At 29.6% G+C, this 21443-nt stretch carries 17 protein-coding genes, 1 pseudogene and 1 other annotated feature; of the genes and pseudogenes, 6 read left to right on the forward strand and 12 right to left on the reverse strand.

Annotated features, from left to right (window positions below):
- Positions 1 to 22 precede the first annotated feature (22 nt).
- The 8 genes from JJC01_16760 to JJC01_16795 form a co-directional block, all read right to left on the reverse strand.
- Complete coding sequence (locus JJC01_16760; GenBank protein UDN57801.1) at positions 23 to 2548, reverse strand: U32 family peptidase; 2526 nt, start codon at positions 2546 to 2548, stop codon at positions 23 to 25.
- Between the two features lie 125 nt (positions 2549 to 2673).
- Positions 2674 to 3357 carry a DUF1275 domain-containing protein gene (locus JJC01_16765; protein UDN57802.1) on the reverse strand — a complete coding sequence of 228 codons (684 nt, stop codon included), beginning with the start codon at positions 3355 to 3357 and terminating at the stop codon, positions 2674 to 2676.
- 203 nt (positions 3358 to 3560) lie between these two features.
- Positions 3561 to 4151 carry a cell division protein ZapA gene (gene zapA, locus JJC01_16770; GenBank protein UDN57803.1) on the reverse strand — a complete coding sequence of 197 codons (591 nt, stop codon included), beginning with the start codon at positions 4149 to 4151 and terminating at the stop codon, positions 3561 to 3563.
- Positions 4152 to 4174: 23 nt separating this feature from the next.
- Positions 4175 to 6568: a phenylalanine--tRNA ligase subunit beta gene (locus JJC01_16775; GenBank protein UDN57804.1), complete on the reverse strand. Its 2394-nt coding sequence runs from the start codon at positions 6566 to 6568 to the stop codon at positions 4175 to 4177.
- Positions 6569 to 6584: 16 nt separating this feature from the next.
- Positions 6585 to 7604 (reverse strand): phenylalanine--tRNA ligase subunit alpha, encoded by a 1020-nt coding sequence (gene pheS, locus JJC01_16780; GenBank protein ID UDN57805.1) that lies wholly within the window; start codon positions 7602 to 7604, stop codon positions 6585 to 6587.
- Positions 7605 to 7653: 49 nt separating this feature from the next.
- Positions 7654 to 7888: a binding site (T-box leader), on the reverse strand.
- Positions 7889 to 8086: 198 nt separating this feature from the next.
- Complete coding sequence (locus JJC01_16785; GenBank protein ID UDN57806.1) at positions 8087 to 8884, reverse strand: RNA methyltransferase; 798 nt, start codon at positions 8882 to 8884, stop codon at positions 8087 to 8089.
- A gap of 199 nt (positions 8885 to 9083) precedes the next feature.
- On the reverse strand, positions 9084 to 9755 hold the full coding sequence (locus JJC01_16790; protein ID UDN57807.1) for a TrkA family potassium uptake protein: 672 nt from the start codon (positions 9753 to 9755) through the stop codon (positions 9084 to 9086).
- A gap of 216 nt (positions 9756 to 9971) precedes the next feature.
- Positions 9972 to 11348, reverse strand: a complete 1377-nt coding sequence (locus JJC01_16795) for a Trk family potassium uptake protein (GenBank protein ID UDN57808.1) — start codon at positions 11346 to 11348, stop codon at positions 9972 to 9974.
- Between the two features lie 427 nt (positions 11349 to 11775).
- On the opposite strand from JJC01_16795, the gene JJC01_16800 reads away from it, so the two are divergent.
- The gene (locus tag JJC01_16800) at positions 11776 to 13518 is read left to right on the forward strand and encodes a peptidase M3 (protein ID UDN57809.1); all 1743 of its coding nucleotides are present in this window, start codon (positions 11776 to 11778) and stop codon (positions 13516 to 13518) included.
- 261 nt (positions 13519 to 13779) lie between these two features.
- On the opposite strand, the pseudogene JJC01_16805 reads toward JJC01_16800, so the two are convergent.
- A pseudogene (locus tag JJC01_16805) lies at positions 13780 to 14049 on the reverse strand (TetR/AcrR family transcriptional regulator).
- 160 nt (positions 14050 to 14209) lie between these two features.
- On the opposite strand from JJC01_16805, the gene JJC01_16810 reads away from it, so the two are divergent.
- Complete coding sequence (locus JJC01_16810; protein UDN57810.1) at positions 14210 to 15037, forward strand: MerR family transcriptional regulator; 828 nt, start codon at positions 14210 to 14212, stop codon at positions 15035 to 15037.
- Between the two features lie 366 nt (positions 15038 to 15403).
- Here JJC01_16810 and JJC01_16815 read toward each other — a convergent pair whose 3' ends face one another.
- Together JJC01_16815 and JJC01_16820 are read right to left on the reverse strand one after the other, a co-directional pair.
- Positions 15404 to 15967, reverse strand: a complete 564-nt coding sequence (locus JJC01_16815; GenBank protein UDN57811.1) for a GNAT family N-acetyltransferase — start codon at positions 15965 to 15967, stop codon at positions 15404 to 15406.
- A 51-nt stretch (positions 15968 to 16018) separates the two neighbouring features.
- Complete coding sequence (locus JJC01_16820) at positions 16019 to 16912, reverse strand: LysR family transcriptional regulator (protein ID UDN57812.1); 894 nt, start codon at positions 16910 to 16912, stop codon at positions 16019 to 16021.
- A gap of 168 nt (positions 16913 to 17080) precedes the next feature.
- On the opposite strand from JJC01_16820, the gene JJC01_16825 reads away from it, so the two are divergent.
- The 4 genes from JJC01_16825 to JJC01_16840 all read left to right on the forward strand — a co-directional run bounded on the left by JJC01_16825 (position 17081) and on the right by JJC01_16840 (position 19968).
- Positions 17081 to 18253, forward strand: coding sequence for an iron-containing alcohol dehydrogenase (locus JJC01_16825; protein UDN57813.1), 1173 nt, complete (start codon positions 17081 to 17083; stop codon positions 18251 to 18253).
- A 24-nt stretch (positions 18254 to 18277) separates the two neighbouring features.
- Positions 18278 to 18850, forward strand: coding sequence for a sugar O-acetyltransferase (locus JJC01_16830; GenBank protein UDN60199.1), 573 nt, complete (start codon positions 18278 to 18280; stop codon positions 18848 to 18850).
- 4 nt (positions 18851 to 18854) lie between these two features.
- Positions 18855 to 19403, forward strand: a complete 549-nt coding sequence (locus JJC01_16835) for a flavodoxin family protein (GenBank protein ID UDN57814.1) — start codon at positions 18855 to 18857, stop codon at positions 19401 to 19403.
- A 211-nt stretch (positions 19404 to 19614) separates the two neighbouring features.
- Positions 19615 to 19968 (forward strand): hypothetical protein, encoded by a 354-nt coding sequence (locus JJC01_16840; GenBank protein ID UDN60200.1) that lies wholly within the window; start codon positions 19615 to 19617, stop codon positions 19966 to 19968.
- Between the two features lie 61 nt (positions 19969 to 20029).
- On the opposite strand, the gene JJC01_16845 is transcribed toward JJC01_16840, so the two are convergent.
- Positions 20030 to 21115, reverse strand: coding sequence for a diguanylate cyclase (locus JJC01_16845; protein UDN57815.1), 1086 nt, complete (start codon positions 21113 to 21115; stop codon positions 20030 to 20032).
- Positions 21116 to 21443 lie beyond the last annotated feature (328 nt).

Here is a 21443-nt window from a genome sequence, read left to right on the forward strand (position 1 = left end):
ATGTATATTTTTCATGTTATATCTATTCTACACCTTTATAGTAGTGTCCTGCAACTGTTCCAATTTCATCCAATTGCTTATATAAGTTAGTAGCTTTTTCTCCAAGTTTATAATTATTGTTTAAAACCTCAATATGAGCTTCAATAACTTTCTCTACCATTTCACTATTTTCCACTGTAAAATCTATTCTAAATACATCTACTCCAATCTCATCTAATTCATAAAGATTATCCAACATACATGTTACCTTTGAATTGTAAATAGTGCTTCTACAGAATATATCTTGTGTTATCCTATAACTTGCATCTGTAAAATCTCTTAGAGCATAACTGCTCTCCTTACATTTAGCTACTCTCTTATCTTTTTTACAATCTCTAACAACAACCCCCATAGGGCAGTATTCTGTGACCATCATAGGCGTATATCCATATATCACTGCTTCAATTTCTGCATCTGTATATTTTAATGTTTGTTCAATTTCACTTAAATTTAACTCCTGTGATAAACAAACCGTACTTGCTCCTGTATCCCTAAAGTGATTTATACTTTCACTATTAAAAGTATTCAAATAGCAATCTATATTTAGATTTTTATCTTTAAAATAATCCATAGAACCCCAATTACCAATTTGAATTTTATTAAGCCCTTTTATATTATCTAATACTTCAAACTGTTTGTATTCTCTATTTCTAATAATTCTTGGTGCTGAATAGATTAATCTATCTTCAAAGCTAGATGTTCTTTCACTTGAAACATTTACATCATCTATATTTAATGAAGAATTTACACTATCTATATTTGAACTTAAATTAACTGATTCTTTAGAAATACTTGAAGCTATTTCCAAAGCTTCAAATAGCGTATTTATATCTTCATAATAAATTAAATCTACATTATATTTTAGTACTGCTTCTAATTGCTCTAAATTCTTAACTTTAACTCTAAGTTTAGGAGTTGTATTAAATTCTTTATGTCGATTTATTTTAGCTGGTTTATATTTTAATTTACTTTCCTTAAATCTTCTCTCTTTTATCCTTATTCTTTCCTCATCCAAAAGCTCAATACAATCTCTTCTCATTTGATTTAATATACTTATAGGTATACTTACACCTTCGTCTAAATCAATGTCTATATCTTTTAATTTATAAGGCGTATTTCCAAGTTTTTGAATCTGTGTTTCGATTTTTTCTTCACTTAAAGCAACTTTTATAGCTTTTTCAGCTACCTTTTCACCCTCTACAACTGCTTTATTACCACAAAAATCACTTATAGAGAGTACTGGCTTTTCACCCAGTTTAATACTTACTTTTGCATTTATGTTAGTTTTTATAAGTTCTTTATCTTGCTGAAATGTAGACTGTACTTTGTCCATTAATTCACTGTCTGAAGTCTTGAATATAAGTTGATTTCTCTTTGCTTCCCCAATAAAATCTAATTCGATTAAATCTCCTTTGTGTGCTATTGTAGTTATCTCTCCATCTTTTATAATTCTTCCAATAGTTCCTCCACCTAAGTTGATTCCATCTCCTTTTTTAAGGGTATTCTCTAGTATCACTCTAAGTCTCTTTGTTTTTCTATTATGGTCTAAGACTTTTCCAACATATAGACCTTGATTGTTAGGTCTATCAGAATTCATTATATCCTTACCAACTTCACCTAATATATATCCTTTAGTAAACTTTCTATTGAAGATAGTATACAAATTATTTATTATTTCCTCAGAAATATTTATTTTATTCTCACTTATAAACTCATTAATCGCTTCTCTATATCCTGAAACTACAGTAGCTACATATTCTGGCTTTTTCATTCTTCCTTCAATTTTTAGAGATAATACCCCTGCTTCGATTATTTTGTCTAAATCTTCTATAGTACTTAAATCTCTAGGGCTTAATAAGTAATCTCCATTACTATTTACAACTTCACCTGTATTTATATCTATTAACTCATATTTTTGTCTACATGGTTGTGCACATCTTCCTCTGTTTCCAGACCTGTTTCCTATCATACTACTCATAAGACATTGACCTGAATAACATACACATAAAGCCCCATGCACAAATACTTCTACATCTACAGTTGTATTTTCACAAATCCATTTTATCTCATCAACATTTAATTCTCTTGCCAAAACTACTCTATCAAATCCTACGCTTTGAAGGTATTTTACATCTTCTAGCGAATGAGCTACCATCTGAGTACTTGCATGTAATTCAAAATCAGGTAGTAATTTTTTTATAAGCCTTGCCATACCTATATCTTGAACTATTAATGCATCAATATCTATATCATATAAAAATTTTACATACTCGACAAAATCTTCTATCTCATACTGTTTTATCAATGTATTTACAGTGACAAATACTTGTACTCCTCTTATATGACAATATTTAACAGCTTCAATCAACTCATTTCTATCAAAGTTATTTGCAGATGCTCTCGCACTAAAGTCTTTTCCACCTAAGTACACAGCATTTGCCCCATTTTGTACTGCTGCTTTCAAGGAATCAAAAGAGCCAACTGGTGCAAGTAATTCTATTTTTTTCATATTTTTCTCCTCTATATATACTTGTTAAACTTAATGTTATCATGTCTATAATTTACACATTTACACTAAATTTATATACTACTTACTATATTTAAAGTATATCAAATAATGACTCTATTGTTTTGTTAATTTAAATTAAAAGAATCATCTTTATTGATAAACATAACTATAAAGACTACTGATAAAATAAGGAAACATATTAATATAGATTTTTCCACAAAAATCTTTGTAAAAACAGTTCCCAAAATAGCTCCCAAAATAAAGAATATAATAATAGCATAATACTGCAAACTCTTCTTTATCATAAAAATATTTTTAGTTTGCACATAATGAAATAGTGTTTCTGTAGCACTTCTTAAATTACCAGTACACATTGTTGTTGCAAATGTGTTGCCATTTACCTTTCTAAAACTCTCAACTTGCATTGAACAAATGAAAGATATAGCAACATTTACAAACATATTAAATTTTCCTTGAGGAATAAAAGAAACAATAAGTATAGTAATCATTTCAATTCCAATGATAACTTGTCGCCAATGAATCTTTTTATTATTATTTTTAAAATGATTTCTTATTTTTTCTGCTATCAACACCCCTAAAATAAAAGCCAAAATAGGAATAAAATAATAAAAAGATTTCCTGACATTACCTTCTGCTATGTTAAGACCAAATAAAACTATATTTCCAGTCTGTGCATTAGCAAATACTTTTCCTCTTACTACATAAGTATAAATATCTAAAAATCCTCCTGTTATTGCCAATAAAGCGCATAAGAAGAATGATTCAGACATCTGGCTCTGTTTTGTCATATATGAACATCTCACTTTCTATTGATAGATACCAAATCAAAATTCTTTTAGATATTATTTTTTATTTTAATATTTTAAAAAAATTTTATATTTACATATTATTTATACACTAGTTATATGTATACATTACATGTTATTTATATTTATTATTTATAAATTAAAAGAAGCTGTCTCAAAAAACAAGAGACAGCAAATCTTTTAATTTATTCCACGTTTTTTACATCATTATTTAACCCTGTACATTTTAGCTGTAAATCATAAGCCTTGTTTTGAAACTCAGAAGCTAAATTTTCAGCTATAGTAGCTCTTTCATTTGATTCTTCAAGCTGAGCAGTTAACTCTTCTATCTTGTTTTTATAAGCATCTAACTCGGCTTTAGAGCCTTCTGTTGTATTACTAAGTTCAAATATTTCTTGCTTTTTATTTTCTATAATCTCAATTAACTCTTTCATTTTAGCTTCAGTTTCACGATTTTCTGCTTCTTTTTCTGCTATTGTAAGTTTTAAAGATTTGATTTCTAATTGAAGTTCTTCGTTGGATGAACCAACCTTCTTGCTCAATTCTTCATTAGCTTTAATCAACCTCTCATTTTCATCTGAACATTCAAATAAAAGGTCTGATATATTTAATGCAGTTAATATTGCAGCAACTGATAAGCTTAGCTTCGGGTTTTGACGTGTTATCTTATCCATTTCTTTGTCAACAAAATCAGCAATACTAATCATAAATTTCTCTGACTTGTCTCCAACCATTGGATACTCAGCGCCATGGATTTTTACCATTACTTTGTTCATCCTAACCTCCCCGACATTAGTTGTTAATTTGATCTTAAGTTAGCATTCAATTTTTTGCTTAATTCACTTAATATCTTATCATGCACCTTAGCTACTTCTTCATCTGTTAGAGTTTTATCTTTACTTCTATAAGTTATTGAATATGCAATTGATTTATATCCAGCTTCTATTTGAGAACCTTTGTAAACATCAAATAATTTGTAGCTTTCTACTAATCCTTGACCATTTTCCTTTATTATATCTTCTATTTGTTTTACAAATACATCATCCTTAACAATAAGAGCTATATCTCTAGATGTAGATGGATATTTTGGTAATGGTACATAATTCTTTGTTCTATCAGAATTATCAAATACAAAATCAATATCTATTTCAGCAACATAAACTCTTTGCCCTAGATTGTAGTTTTCTATAACATCTGGATGCAATTCACCTAATGTACCTACATATTTATTATTATACACTATTTTAGCACATCTACCAGGGTGGAAGGTAGTATTATTATCTTGAGGTTCAATTTCATAATCTTTAAATCCTACATTTACAAGTACAGTTTCTATAGCTCCCTTTAATGCAAAGAAATCTACATCTTTACCATACATACCTACACACATTCTATTTGCTTCCATAGGAAGTTCTGAATCTTGTGGTGTGAATATATGTCCACACTCAAATGCTGATACTTCTTCTATCTTATGAGATATATTAGTTGATAAAACATCTAACATATTTGGTATTAAAGTAGTTCTCATTACAGAAGTTTCTTCTCCTAATGGGTTCATCAACTTAACAAAGTTTCTCTTTATATTACCTTCTGGTACTCTTATCTTGTCAACTCCCTTAGGGCTTACAAATGAATATGTTAATATTTCATTTAATCCTACAGCAGTTGAATTATTTTTTAGCGCTTCCATGAATTTTTGTTTTGGAGTTTTAACCCCTGCAGTTGTATTTCCTTCTAATTGTACAGAAGGTATATTTTCAAATCCATAAATTCTAGCTATTTCTTCCCATACATCAGCTTCTTGCTCCATATCTGTTCTGAAACTTGGTACATCTACTTCTAGCTTATCATCAGCAATTAAATTGCATTTAAATTCTAATGATTCTAAAATTCCTACAAATTGTTCCATTGGTACATCTACACCTAAAAGATGGTTGATTCTTTGAGGATTTACTACTAATTTTTTAGGTTCTGGTTTATTTGGATATACATCAACAGTTCCTTTTAATACTTTTCCAGCACCTAACATTTCAACAAGTTGTACAGCTCTATTTGCTGCTATTTCTGCAAGATTAGGGTCTAAGGCTTTTTCATTTCTTGAAGATGCTTCTGACCTAATTCCCACTTTTTTAGCTGTCATTCTTATGTTTTCTGGCTTGAAATTGGCACTTTCGAAAAGTACAGTCTTTGTCTTGTCAGTTATTTCTGAGTTTGCACCACCCATTACACCAGCTAGACCAAGTGATTTTTCTCCATTTGTTATAACTAACATATCTTTGTCTAATGTTCTTTCAACATCATCTAGTGTTACAAGCTTTTCTCCATCTTTAGCAGTTCTTACTACTATTCTTCCTGTTTCTACTTGATTTATATCAAAAGCATGAAGTGGTTGACCAAGCTCTAACATTACAAAGTTTGTTATATCAACTATGTTACTTATAGGTCTTACACCTGCTTCTGTAAGTCTTCTTTGCATCCAGTATGGAGAAGGTTCTATTTTTACATCAGTTACCATTCTAGCAACATATCTTCTACATAAATCTGGATTATCTATCTCAACTTTGAAGTCTATTTCCTCGTCACTTTCTTTTACTTCTATTTCAGGATATTTTACTTTTGTTCCTATAGTTGCAGCTGCTTCTCTAGCTATCCCCATCATACATTTGCAGTCAGGTCTGTTTGAAGTTAATTCAAAATCTATTAAAGCATCATTTAATCCTAAAACATCTTTTACATCTTTTCCTAATTCATAAGAGTCTTCGTGGTCTAAAATATATATACCACCTCTTTTGTATTCTTCAATATAATGTTCATCTATACCTAATTCAGCTGCTGAACACATCATACCATCTGATAATTCACCTCTGAAGTCAGTCTGTTTAATTTCAACTCCTCCAGGTAATTTAGAACCATTTACAGCTACTGGAATATAATCTCCTTCTGATATATTTGTAGCTCCTGTAACTATTTGAACAACTTTATCTCCAACATCTACTTTAGTTACAACTAACTTATCAGCATTTGGATGTTGTTTTATTTCTAAAATCTTTCCAACTAATATATTTTCTACTTCTTCACCATAATAATCTATTGTTTCAACTTTAGTTCCTGTCATTGTCATTTTATCAGCGAACTCTTTTACATCCATGTCTATATCGACATAGTCTCTAAGCCATTTTAAAGATACTAACATCTACACACCCTCCTAATTAAAATTGATTTAAGAATCTCATATCATTTTCGAATAATAATCTAATATCATCTATTTCATATTTAAGCATTGCAAGTCTTTCAACCCCAACTCCAAATGCAAATCCACTGTAAACTTCTGGGTCTATTCCACAATTTCTAAGTACATTTGGATGAACCATACCTGAACCTAATATTTCTATCCAACCTTCATACTTACACATTGGGCAACCTTTACCACCACATTTGAAACAAGTAACATCAACCTCTGCACTTGGTTCTGTAAATGGGAAGTTATGAGGTCTAAACTTAGTTTTGATATCAGAACCAAACAATTTTTCAACGAAGATATCCATAGTTCCTTTAAATTCTGCCATAGTAACATCTTTTCCAACAACAAGTCCTTCTATTTGATGGAACATTGGTGAATGTGTCGCATCTGGTGAATCAAATCTAAAGCATCTACCTGGTGCTATTACTTTAATTGGTAACTCTTGGCTTCTCATAGATCTTACTTGAACTGGAGACGTTTGAGTTCTAAGTAATACACCATCATTGATATAGAATGTATCACTCATATCTCTTGATGGATGGTCTTTAGGAGCATTTAATGCATCAAAGTTATTTTCAACTGTTTCAACTTCTGGACCTTCTGCTATAGAGAATCCCATTCCGATAAATATATCTGTTACTTCATCTATAATTTGAGTTATTGGATGTTTCTTTCCAACTTTCAATACTTTTCCAGGTTGAGTAACATCTATTACTTCTTCTCTTAACTTTCTTTCTTTTTCAATAGCATTTATTTCTTCTTTTTTAGAATTTATGCTAAGTTCAATATTCTCTCTTACATCATTGGCAACTTTTCCAACTACTGGTCTTTCTTCAGCAGATAATTTACCCATCTCTTTAAGTATGGCAGTTATCTCACCTTTTTTTCCTAAATACTTAACTCTTAAACTTTCTACATTTTCTATGCTTTGTGCCTCTTTTATTTCAGCTAAAGCTGCTTCACGTAAAGCAAGTAATTTTTCTTGCACACATATCACCCTTTCGTTTTTTTGTATAAAAAAAGCCCCTCAATCCCTGTCTAGGGACGAAAGGCTATAGTTTCGCGGTACCACCCTAGTAGTTTAACAATCTAAAAATCATCAAACCACCTCTAACAAACTTAACGCGTTTTTCACGTCAAAGCCTACTATCAAATTTCAGCTTTGTTACTCTAGAGGGAACTTCTCCTGACCTCTTAGAAAACACTCCCAGCCTAGGTGTTTATCTCTTTACTAAGTTTAATCAAAATACTTTCCTCTTTCATTGCATTTACAATATTATATTGTTTATTTTAGTATTATATCATTTATATCTACATTTTGTGATTATCTATATGATTATTTTATTGTGACTATTTTAAAATACAATCATATAATATTTTTATCAATCATGCTTAAAATATATTGACTATTTTTGATACTCTACTATTTAATTCAAGATTATAACACGACATTATATTTATTACAATACATTAAATTAAGTATTTTTTTATTTCATACATCAATATAGCAGAACTTATTGCTGCATTTAACGACTCAGATTTGCCATATATAGGTATTTTAACCAAAATATCAGATTCTGATACAAGCTCTTCATTTATCCCATTTGCTTCGTTTCCTATCACCAAAGCTACTTTTGAACCGTAGTCTATTTTGTCATAAAAATTATCTGTATTTAAATAACTTGAAACTATATTAAATCCTTGTGATTTAAGTATATCCACAGTTTCATCTTGTATGGCATTGATTATATTCATATCGAAAATAGAGCCCATAGTTGACCTAATTACTTTTGGATTGTATATATCGACGCATCCCTTTAGTGCTATTATTGCATCTACTCCAGCAGAGTCAGCAGTCCTTATTATTGTTCCCATATTTCCCGGGTCTTGTATTCTGTCTAAAATTAATACAAACTTATCTTTTTCATTTATACTTTCTTTTAAATTTTTTTCCTTAAATGAAACTACACCTATTATACCTTGAGTATTTTCTGTGTCTACAAGTTCCTTAAAGTTTTTATTAGTAGTCTTATATATATTTGTGTTTTTTTTATCTAAGTTTTCTAATAATTCCATGTGTTCCTTTTTATTTTCAAAATCCTCATTGATAAATACATAATCAAGATTTGCATTACATTCAAGTGCAAGCACTACTATTCTGTACCCTTCTATTATGAACTTTGATTCTTTTGTTCTATTTTTTGACTTTAATAATGCTTTAGTATATTTTAATCTTTCATTATCCTTACTGCTTATAGTTGTAATCATTTTATATAAATGCTAACTTGATATTAGCACAACCTCCTTATTATTCTTTATCCTACTTCTAAAATCTTTATTTCTATTAAAATTCTATTCTCGATTGAAACTCTATTCTCGATTAAAATAAAAATAGTATCATATAACTATTCATAATTATATGATACTATCTACTTTCATTGCAATCAAATATATCTTAAATAATAAACTATCTTCTTCTAATTATACCCTTATTTCCAGATGTAATAGCTGTTATGCTAGTGTTTTGACCAATTATAACCAATATACTTCCAGCTGTAAGTTCCTCATCAGGAGAAGGTGTCACATTTATATTTTTACCAGTCTTGATGGCAAGCACAGTTATCTCATATCTAGCTCTAAGCTCAAGTTCTACAAGTGTTTTACCAACCCAACCATTTGGAGTTACGATTTCAACAATTGAATATTCTGGGTCAAGTTCAATATGGTCTAATATATTGTCAGAAACTAAATTATGTGCAACTCTTACTCCCATATCTCTTTCTGGAAATACAACTCTATCTGCACCAATCTTATAAAGAACTTTGGCTTGCAATTCATCTTTTGCCTTACATATTATTAACTCTACACCCATTTCTTTGGCTATAAGAGTCGCCATTATAGATGCTCTTATATCAGAACCTATTGCAACTACTGCTACATCAAAGTTACCTAAACCCAATGATCTTAATGCTTGTTCCTCAGTAACATCCACTATAAGTGAATGAGTTACTTTATCAGATATACTTTGAACTGAATCTTCATTTTTGTCTATTGCCATTACTTGATGTCCTAAAAGATGCATAGTAGATGCAACTGAACTTCCGAATCTCCCACATCCAATGACTATATATTGCTTCATCTCGAAACTTCCTCCCTAATACACAATTTGTATAATATCTATTAAATTAACTTTTATATAGATAAATTAATTTTAATATTTTTATTTTATTAATCATAGCTAAATTTATTTGCTAGATTATTTCTATCATTAATTGATTTATTTAATTGATTATATCTAAGTTCATTTTCCTAGATTATATATCATTATTAATAGATTTATCTAATAAATGGTACTCTAACCAACCATAATCTTGCCTTCTGCGTATCTAACTGGCTGACTCTTTCTTCTACCTCCAGAAAGTATAGCCATAAATAAAGTAAGAGAACCAACTCTCCCCATAAACATAAAGATTATTATTATAACCTTACCTAAAGCATTTAGATTTGCACTTCCAGCTAAACTTGAACCAACTGTAGCTAGTGCTGATGTAACCTCAAATGCTGATTGAACTAGTGTAAACTTAGGTTGAGTTATTGAAATAATCAAAGTTCCAAAAATAACTGCGGATATACTAATTACAAATATCCCTAGAGATTTTTTTATAGTTGTTGGAGCCAGTCTTCTCTCAAAAGTTTCTATATCAGATTTTCCTGATAAAAAACTTCTAACTGTAATTATTAAAACTGCTAATGTTGTTGTTTTGATACCTCCACCAGTAGATGCAGGTGATGCTCCAATAAACATCAAAATTATCATTATAAATACACTACTTTCTTGTAAAGTAGCTAAATCAAGTGTATTAAAACCAGCAGTTCTTGCTGTTACTGATTGAAATATCGCTGATAATATTTTCCCTTTTACAGGTAAATCTGCCATAGTGGCCTTTTGGTTAAACTCTATAAGAAAAATAAATATTGCACCTACTAAAATAAGTATTGCAGTTGAAAATAAAACAACTTTAGAATGCACATTTAATTTTGAAAATCTTCTTTTTCTTACAATATCAAGAACAACTGGAAATCCTAATCCACCTAACACTATAAGTGCACAAATAGTCATTGATACTATAAAATTGTTTACATAAGAATTTAGCGATGTAAATGGCCCACTTACACTACCCATTAAGTCAAATCCGGCATTACAAAACCCTGATATTGCGTGAAATACGCTATACCATATCCCTCTAGATAAACCAAATTGTGGAATAAAGACAGTTGATAAGACTAGTGCTCCTATTCCCTCTATGGTTATAGTTATTATTAATACAAACCTTGTAAGTTTTACTAGCCCTGATAAGTCTGCTTGGTTTAATGATTCTTGTATCAATAATCTTTCTCTTAGTTGTATTTTTTTTCGTGCCATAAGTGAAAACATTGTAGCTACGGTCATAAATCCAAGACCACCAATTTGTATCAATGTTATTATTACTATCTGTCCAAATAAACTCCAATAAGTTGCTGTATCTACCATAACTAGACCAGTAACACAAACCGCTGAAGTAGCTGTAAATAGAGCATTTAATAAACCTATACTCTCTCTACTCTGTGACGATATCGGGAGTGTTAACAATATTGCTCCAATTAAAATAGTTGCTGCAAACCCAGATACTATTATTTGAGTAGGTCGCATTCCATCTGCGTAGAGAATAAGTCTTCTAACTATTGTTTTCAACTTTCTTTATACCTCCTTAACATAAAATCATTACTGTTAAGACCTTTAATTTGTTTATTTTTAGAGTTTTCCTCTAAATTATTACTCTATTATAGTATAAATATTGTATAAAGACAATGATATGAATTTTTATAAATTTTGTTTAGAATATTGCAAATTTTTATATATGTCTTTTAATTTCAATTACATCAAAAATTTCTATATTTTTTGCATATAATAAGTCTAATAGTAGAATAGTTTTTCGTATTTTATACTTAAAATTTATTTATCATTTTACCAATACAATTTTCATATATTTTCTTGAAGTTAAATTTTTATATTATCTATAATCTTGTCCATATTTTTATATTAAATTTTCTTAATATGCATTTTTTATATTTAATATAGTAAAATAACTAATAACTATATCCATGATTGGAGGATTTCTATGATTAAATCCAAGAAAAGATTATTTATTTCTCTAATTTTAATTGTAATTTTTATTATATTTGCATTATACATAAAAAATTATACTAATGATTCAAAAAAAGATTCAGTTAGAGGAACTATTCCTTTTGAAAAAATGGAATATAAGCGTCCTGACATAAAGTCAGTATGCGAAAATATTAACACATATAACGATAAACTTTTAACATGTAAAAATGCCAAAGAGCAATTGAACGTATTTAGTAATGTCGATAAGATTTACCAAGACTTTTATAGTACACTTACTATAGCAAAACTTAGAAATAATATTGATTCATCAGATGAATTTTACTCTAAAGAATACAAATACCTTATGAGTAAATCTGTGGATGTCGATATGGCATACAAAGATTTTCAGGATACATTTGTAAATTCTAAGTTTTCTAAAGAACTAAAAAAAGAAATTGGAAAAGATGGATTTAATTATTTAAAAAACATTGGAAAGCTTAATTCAGAAGAAGTAGAAAGCCTACTTAAAAAAGAGCAAGACTTAGTTGTTAAATATGAAGACTTATTATCTAAGTCTACTGTATCAGTAGATGGAATGGAAATAGACTTTGAAGAAGCCATGTCAAAACCCAATCTCACTTATGAAGAATATGTAAAAATCTATTCAGATTACTTAAAAAAATACAACCCTATATTTGGTAATATTTTTTTAGAACTTGTACAGACGAGAACTGAAATAGCAACTAAGCTAGGCTTTAAGAATTATACAGATTATGCTTATTTAAATTTAAATAAAGATTACTCCCAAGAGGATGCAAGAAAATTTAGAAGTGAAGTAAAAGAGTACATAGTTCCATTATATAGGAAAGTTACATCACAACCTTCTGACTCTTCTATTTATATTAAGGCATATAAGAATCGTTCATTTAGAAAATTTGATAAAGTACTTGAAGATATATCTCCAAAATTAAAAGAGTGTTTTAACTACATGAAAAAGTATGACTTATACGATTATTCCTCTGGGAAAAATAAATCACCTGGAGGTTATACTACTTATATAACCAAGTACAAAGCACCCTTTTTATTTAATACATGGGACAATTCTTTTTTAGGTGTTACTAGCTTTGCTCATGAGTTTGGTCATTTTTTTAATTACTACAACAGTATTAACTCAAATAATACAATACAGCCAAGTATTGATATATGCGAAGTTCATTCAACATCTTTAGAAATTTTATTTTACAAGTATTTTGATGAATTCTTTGGAAAACAATCTGAAGCAATAAAAAAAGAACACTTATCGATTGTTTTAAACACAATTATTGATGCTTGTCTTTACGATGAGTTTCAAGAAATTATATATAAAAACCCATATATGAGCTTAAATGATATAAATAAACTATTTTTTGATTTAGAAGAAGAATATGGAGTATCTAATAAGATACTTAAAGATAAAAATGCTCCATTTTGGATACTTGTATCTCATAATTTCCAAGTTCCTTTTTACTATTTAAGTTATGGTCTTGCATCTGATGTATCTCTTCAAATATGGGAGTTATCACAAGGTGACTATAGAAAAGCTGTTGATGTATATATGGATTTTTTAAATCAAAATACAGATGCAGGATTTAAAGATGTAGTAGAAAAAGTTAATCTACAATCTCCTTTTGAAAGTGGAAACTTAGAGGAAATAAGCTCAGCTTTATATGATTATTTTGGTATAGAGAACCCTCTCAAACTAGAAAATGCTTCTTAGTATTTAATAACTTATGATATATCTAATAAATATTTATTAATACTTATTAACTCATGTTATGTCTAGTACGTACTTATTAATACTTATTAACTTATGTTATATCTAGTAAATATTTTCCATACTTAGTAACATATAATAAAACCGTCAGAAATTTTATAAACCTTTACCTTTATTACTTCTGGCGGTTTCATATGTTTGACTGATTAGATTAATATTTAATAACACTTGCACCAATAGTTATAAGTTTCATTTCACATCATCTCATTTGATAATATTTTCTATTAAAATATCAATAAATTTATCTCTCTGATGTTTAACTTTTATATTTGTACCACTATATAATTGAAATGATTCTGGTGATAAAGCCGCCATTTGTATAGGTAAAATAATTTGTAAGGCAATAGTTCTTAAACTCATTTCGTCTTTTTCGTCCCCAAATATATTACGAAGCATAGAAATGATAGCAAGTTGTGCCTGCATATTTCCATTGATTATACATTGATTCAATATAAAAGATAGTACCTTATCATAACCTACCTCCAAAACATTTACATTTTTCGTTCTAAACATGTTCAGTATAATATTTTTTTATTATTTGTCAATATATAATTTTTAGTTGACTCTACCACTATGATATGGTTTATATTGATATTGAGCTCAAAAATAACACCTTTATAAAGGAGATGTAAATATGTTTAAGATAGGCGATTTTTCAAAACTTAGTAAAATTAGTATTCGCATGCTACGTCACTATGATGAAATTGGACTTTTAACACCAACTCATATAAATAAAATTAATGGTTATAGATACTACAGTGCAAATCAACTTTCCACTACAAATAGAATCCATGCCTTAAAAGATATGGGATTTAGCTTATCTTCTATCAAAGAAATTTTGACGGAATACAATGATAGAGAAAGCTTGATAAGGTATTTAAATATTCACTATTCTCAAGTAAGAGAACATCTAGAAGACACGCAAAAAAAACTATTAAAAATAGAAACTACTATGGAGAGAATTGGAAGGACTGATATTATGAAAAATTATGATGTAACTATAAAAGACTTTGCTCCAAAATATATGATGACTTTAAGAAAAACTATACCTACTTATCAAGATGAAGGAATGCTATGGCATCAATTATTCTCAGAAACAAAAGGGCATAATGTACAAGTTGATGTTCCTAACTATTCTAAAGCAGTCTTTTATGATGTTGGGTATAAAGAAAATTATGTTGATGTTGAAATACAACTTGCTGTATCTGGAAATTATAAAGATACTGAAAATGTTAAGTTTAGAACTGTTCCAAGTGTAACTGCTGCAACTGCTATTGTAAAAGGAAACTTCAATCAACTTACAGATGCTTGTGAAGCTATTGGTAATTGGATATCTGACAATAACTATGATGTAGACGGCCCTATGTTTAATATTTATCATATAGGACCTGGTCAAGACAGTAATTCTGATAATTGGGTAACAGAAGTATGCTTTCCAGTTAGAAAAAATAAGTTTCAATGATGTTTTATTTATATAATATTTGTATTCTAGCTCTTGTTGTACTTTTTTATAAGTCTTTTAAACATAGATTCATACTTTAAGTACTACTTTTGAATAAACATCCCAATTAATGACTAAGAAATTGCTATAACCATAAATTACAATAGGCTTTAGATTCTTTAGGTTTTTCAAACTTTGCTAGAATGTCTGACAAGCTTCCTAACTAATAGGAACTTGTTGGACCTCACATTTTATTTCTTTACTGAGTATAAATATCCTTTGCTAAACTTACAACCTAGGGAATAATATTTATTTTTATTCTAATCTCTTATTTTCCAGACATCGAACTACTAATAGCAAAAGTATATTTTTTCATAGCATTGTTAGCTACTCTATTGAAAGTATCATATTCACATTCTCACCTTCTGGATAATCACCTTGACCCCATTTATCGAAGTATTTCCCATAATACTCTTTAGGATTAAAACAATCACTTACCACAAAACCACATTTTTCATAGGCCTTTATAGCACGAGAATTTTTAATCCATGGTCGAATAATAAATGTGCCTACCTCATAGTCTCTAGTCAAGCTGTCAATTAACAACTTCATAGCTTTTGAACCAATCCCCTTCCCAGTATATTTCATTGAACGCAACCACATATCTAGCTCCATATTAGGTATCTTACCATCATTGTATGCATGAGAAATGGTACCCACAATTTGATTATCATATTCTATAAGCAAGTATTTATTAATACCAGGATTACTACTAAAAAAGTAAGATTCTTCATCATGAATGTCAGACCAGTCAAAATCCTCTTTATTGTCAAACATTGACTTCCATATCTCATCTTCCTCAAATGCCATATCATATATTAGTTTTCTATCATAATCTTCAGCATAAAAAAGTTTTATTTTATCTCTCATTACATATAAATCTCGCTTCATAAAAATCACTACCTTCATATAAACAATATTATAAATTAAATAGCTGTCTCTCTATTCTGATACAAAATTATTAATTTCGCTTTGCAATTTACTTAAGAACATTTTAGTTGCCTTAGAAAAAACCTGATACTTTTTCCAGACAATATTTAAGTGTGCTTCTAATCTCGGTTCTAAAGGTCTAAAACAAAGATTGCTATTACCTGTTGTATTGATTAGCTTATCCAAGCAAAGAGCATACCCAACCCCTTCATCTACCATAAGAGAAGCATTGTAGACAAGATTATAAGTTGCCACTATATTAAATGCTTGAAAATCTTGCCCAGACCAACCAGAAATTACATTTTGAACCAATGTTTGACGTGAAGTTAAGATAGGAATTTCCTTCAAATCATCTGGACATACCGTTTTCTTTTGAGCAAGCTCACAATCTTTTTTCATAAGCAATCCCCATACATCATTAACAGGAAGTTTGATATAATCATACTTTTCCATGTTGGCAGGTTCGATTAAAATTCCAAAATCTAAAAGCCCTTTATCTAGTCTTTCCGTTACATCATCAGCATTTCCACTAAATAGATGATAACGGATATGAGGGTATTCTTTCTTCAATTCTTTCGCAGTTTTGGCAATAAAACGCATAGCATCTGTTTCTCCCCCACCAATATAAACATTTCCTCGTATATCATCACAATCATTGTTAAAATCTGAAGTAGTTTTATCTGTTAAGTCAATTATTTCCTGTGCACGTTTACGTAAAAATAAGCCATCCTCTGTAAGTGTGATTTTTCTGTTACCACGCAAAAACAACTTTTTCCCAAGTTCATCTTCAAGTTCCATAAGTTGTTTTGAAAGCGTAGGTTGTGTCACATTAAGTGATTGAGCTGCACTTGTAATACTTTCCTCTTTTGCAACTGCCAAGAAATATCTCAATACTCTAAGTTCCATTATCTATACCTCCTATTTATAGTGTACTTTTCCCTACTATGCCTGTCAACTATGGGAAGGCATTCTTTATAAGTATTTGCTATTATATTGTTTCGTTAATATAATAAACGTATAGAAACTATGATATAAATTTTAATAAAAACAATAACATAAAAAGGAGAAAAAAATATGAATTTTAATATGTATATACCAACTCGTTTTATCTTTGGAAATGGACGCTTAGATGAATTACATCAACAAAAACTACCTGGAAAGAAAGCCTTGCTTGTTATTTCAAGTGGAAAATCAACTAAAGAAAATGGTGCACTTGCCCGAACAGAAAAACAGTTAAAAATGGCAGGAGTAGAATTTGTGTTATTCAATGAAATAGACGCAAATCCTAATAAAAATTCTATCATGAACGGGGCTTTCTGTGCTCGTAAAACAGAATGCGATTTTATCATTGCCTTAGGTGGTGGAAGTGTCATGGACGCTTCAAAGGCAATTGCAATGATGGTGACAAATGATGGTGACTTATGGGATTATGTAAATGGAGGTACTGGAAAGGCTCAACCATTACAAAGTGAACCACTACCAGTTGTTTGTATTACAACCACTGCTGGAACAGGTAGTGAAGCTGACCAATGGGGAGTTGTTACAAATGAAGAAACCCATGAGAAAATTGGTGTTGGTGGTTATGACTCTTTATTCCCTGTTTTGTCCATAATTGACCCAGAATTAATGAAATCTGTACCACCTGAATTTACTGCTTATCAAGGATTTGATACTTTATTCCATGCCGTGGAAAGCTATATATCTTCTTTTTCCAGTGTTATGAGCGATATGTATGCTTTAACTGCTATCGAAAATGTAGGCAACTATCTTGCACATGCAGTAAAAAATGGTAATGATATGAAAGCAAGAGAACACATGGCTTTTGCAAATACAATTGCAGGAATTGTCATGACAATCAGTGTCACTACAGCACAGCATTCTTTAGAACAAGCTATGTCTGGTTATTACCCAAGACTTCCTCATGGTGCAGGTTTGATTATGATTTCTAAAGCTTTCTTTGGATTTTTTATAGAAAAACATGCTTGTGATGAACGCTTTGTACGCATGGCACAGGCATTGGGAATGAAAGATGCTAACAAAGCAGAAGATTTTATTACGGCTCTTAGCAAATTACAAGAAGCTTGTGGGGTTGCAGATTTAAAAATGTCCGATTATGGAATTACACCAGGAGATTTTAATCTAATAGCAAAAAGTGCACGAGAAACAATGGGAGGTTTATTTGCAGCAAATCCTTGTGAAATGACACATGAGGATTGTGTAGAAGTATTGAAAAAATCTTACAGTTAATCAGAAAGGATGTGCAAAATGAACTTGAACTTAAATACATTTTTAGAACACCTTAATCAAGGACTTACTGTTGTTGGAGGTTCAAAGTTACATCAGTTTATGAGTGAACTTAGCAATGAAGCCATGAAAATTACATCTAAATTAAACAATCATTATCATGAGCCGGAAGAAATTAGAACATTATTTTCAGAGTTAATTGGAAAACAGGTAGATGAAACATTTAACATGTTCCCTCCATTTTATACTGACTGTGGAAAAAATATAACAATAGGTAGAAATGTTTTTATAAATTCAGGATGTCGATTTCAAGACCAAGGTGGTATTACTATAGGAGACAATTCGTTAATTGGTCATAATGTAGTATTGGCAACTTTGAATCATGATTTTGCTCCAAGCAAACGAAGCACTATGCACCCAAAACCTATTAAAATAGGGAAAAGTGTCTGGGTTGGTGCTAATGTCACAATAACTCCTGGTGTAATAGTAGGAGATGGGGCAATTATAGCAGCTGGAGCTGTTGTAACAAAAGATGTGACACCTAATACATTGGTGGGAGGTGTACCAGCAAAGTTTATAAAAAAAATTGAGGAGGAATAAATAAATGAACAAAAAAGTCTTAATTATATCTACAAGCTTTCGCAAAGACGGAAATTCTGAAATGTTAGCAGATATGTTTTTAAAAGGAGCAAAAGAATCAGGAAATATTGTTGAAAAAATCTGTTTGTATGATAAAACTATTCACTTTTGTAAAGGATGTCTTGCTTGTCAGAATACAAAAACAGGACATTGTATAATGCAAGATGATGCCGATATGATTGTACAAAAGATGATGACTGCTGATGTAATTGTTTTTTCAACTCCAATCTATTTTTATGAAATGAGTGGACAGATGAAAACATTACTTGATCGTTCTAATCCACTATTTCCCTTAGAGTATTCTTTTAGAGATATTTATCTTCTAGCAACTGCTGCTGATAAAGAGGAACATGCAATGGATGGTGCAGTGAAAGGATTGCAGGGCTGGATTGATTGTTTTGAAAATGCAACACTTAAAGATGTTTTGCGCGGTACAGGTGCAGATGAATATGGTTCTATCTCTGCTTTACCTAATCTATTAAGTAAAGCATATCAAATGGGAAAGGTAGTATAATCATATGAAGCAATGTAATCATATAAAAAAGATTATAACCCTCATGTTAACTGCACTCTGTAGCTTTGCACTATTAGGTTGTACAAGTATTCCAGCCTCAAAACAAACAGTAAAACAAGAATCTAAAAATAATACTTTGACTGCAACTCCTATTTCTTATAAAGAAAAAGAAGTAATAACACCAACTGAAAATAAACCAATTAAAAATAACATTATAACTGCCAATCTTAAAATTGGAGATAAAGACTTTGTATTGAAACTTTATAATAATTCCTCTGTACAGGCATTAATAAAAAAAATGCCACTTACAATAGATATGAAAGATTTAAATAAAAACGAAAAATACAATTACTTTATAAAAGATTTGCCATCAAATGCAGAATCCGTAAAAAATATTAAAACTGGTGATTTTATGCTCTACGGCTCTGATTGTTTGGTTCTATTTTATAAAGATTTTCAAACCTCATATAACTACACTAAACTGGGGTATATTGAAGATACCAGTAAGCTTGCTGAAATATTAGGAAGTGGAAACATACAAATAGTACTTAGTATTATTGATTAAAATAATAGTGTCATCATGGCAAATGCATCTACTATGATGACACTATTAAACCAAACGTTCTCTAACTTACAATTCTATTTTTCCCATTATTTTTAGCTATGTAAAGTTTTGTATCAGCTCCTTTTACTATCTTCTCCATAGTCATATTTTCAACATACTCCTCTACACCACCGCTGACTGTAATTTTGTCCACTAAATCAAATAATTTTTTGTCACTAGAAACATGTATGCGAATACGCTCTGCTACCTCAACCGCTTTAGATTTAGTAAAGCTAGGCATTACCACTATAAACTCTTCTCCTCCATATCTTGAAACAATTCCATCATTTCCAACCTCTTCAATTAAAATCTCACTAAATCGAATTAATACATTATTTCCACATAGATGACCATATTTATCATTTATTTTTTTAAAATCATCTATATCAAATAACACAATGGACATAATTCTTTCTTCCAATGGTTTTTTTAATATATCGGACATATATTGTATTAAATATCTTCTATTATATAACTTTGTCAAATCATCTATAATTGCCTGCTTTTCAAGTCTTTGGTTCAATTTATATACTTTATCACGCTCATGAGAATACTCTTGTAAAACCACAATCATTACTATACATAAAAACAATGAAACTATAATAAAATTACTTATCGTATCTGATGCACGAGATTCACCTATAGACACAATTAAGTTTGGGTAATTAAATGCCAAAAATATACATATACTATACACAAGTGTAGATACAAATATTATAACTATTCTCTTAAGACCATTAAGAGTCAATGATATAACACATATTCCCAACAAGAAATAAAACATCATACCACTATCCACTCCACCACTTATAAAAAAGAGTACTGGAAATAAGAATATATTAAGTCCTATATTAATTACTAGGCACCCTCTATCAATATCTTGTGTTTTAAGAGAATAGATTGCCAATATTGACATGATACAAAAACAAGAAAAACTCCCCCATACAGATATACTAGGAAGATTACTAAAAAGAGCTGCAACAAAGGCTAAAAAGGAACAAACAACTCCAGCAAAACAAAAAAGATAAAAAAGTCTTTCTTGTAAGTTTAATTTTTTATTGAAATACTTCTCCATATAATCTTTAATAGACTGTTGTATAGATGCCAAATATTTAATCTCCTCCTTTATTAAGATATTTTAATTTAATTATACTTATAATATTATATCATATAATAAGTATGTTTAAATAATAGCTTGTATATCCAATATATGGAATTAAATTTATCTAATAAGTATATATAATAATAAAAGTATGTAGAAAAATATTAAAAGTAAAACTTATAAAAAATAACAGACAATTACATGTATAAAATAACAAAGCAAAGCACTCATATTATATTAAAGTGTCTTGCTTTGTTTATATATTCTATAAAAATTTATAACCTATAATTTTTATTCCAACTCAAATGCCTCTGTATAAAGACTATAATAAACA

Source organism: Clostridioides sp. ES-S-0010-02 (assembly GCA_020641055.1).
In the GTDB taxonomy this organism is placed as follows: Bacteria; Bacillota; Clostridia; order Peptostreptococcales; family Peptostreptococcaceae; genus Clostridioides.

Bases quoted from the DNA above. Each gene is read 5' to 3' on its own strand.
- JJC01_16760 (UDN57801.1), bottom strand. From the start codon at position 2,548: ATGAAAAAAATAGAATTACTTGCACCAGTTGGCTCTTTTGATTCCTTG.
- JJC01_16790 (UDN57807.1), bottom strand. From the start codon at position 9,755: ATGAAGCAATATATAGTCATTGGATGTGGGAGATTCGGAAGTTCAGTT.
- JJC01_16785 (UDN57806.1), bottom strand. From the start codon at position 8,884: ATGATTACAACTATAAGCAGTAAGGATAATGAAAGATTAAAATATACT.
- JJC01_16820 (UDN57812.1), bottom strand. From the start codon at position 16,912: ATGGAACTTAGAGTATTGAGATATTTCTTGGCAGTTGCAAAAGAGGAA.
- JJC01_16765 (UDN57802.1), bottom strand. From the start codon at position 3,357: ATGACAAAACAGAGCCAGATGTCTGAATCATTCTTCTTATGCGCTTTA.
- JJC01_16810 (UDN57810.1), top strand. From the start codon at position 14,210: ATGTTTAAGATAGGCGATTTTTCAAAACTTAGTAAAATTAGTATTCGC.
- JJC01_16825 (UDN57813.1), top strand. From the start codon at position 17,081: ATGAATTTTAATATGTATATACCAACTCGTTTTATCTTTGGAAATGGA.
- JJC01_16815 (UDN57811.1), bottom strand. From the start codon at position 15,967: ATGAAGCGAGATTTATATGTAATGAGAGATAAAATAAAACTTTTTTAT.
- JJC01_16775 (UDN57804.1), bottom strand. From the start codon at position 6,568: ATGTTAGTATCTTTAAAATGGCTTAGAGACTATGTCGATATAGACATG.
- JJC01_16800 (UDN57809.1), top strand. From the start codon at position 11,776: ATGATTAAATCCAAGAAAAGATTATTTATTTCTCTAATTTTAATTGTA.
- JJC01_16835 (UDN57814.1), top strand. From the start codon at position 18,855: ATGAACAAAAAAGTCTTAATTATATCTACAAGCTTTCGCAAAGACGGA.
- zapA (UDN57803.1), bottom strand. From the start codon at position 4,151: ATGAACAAAGTAATGGTAAAAATCCATGGCGCTGAGTATCCAATGGTT.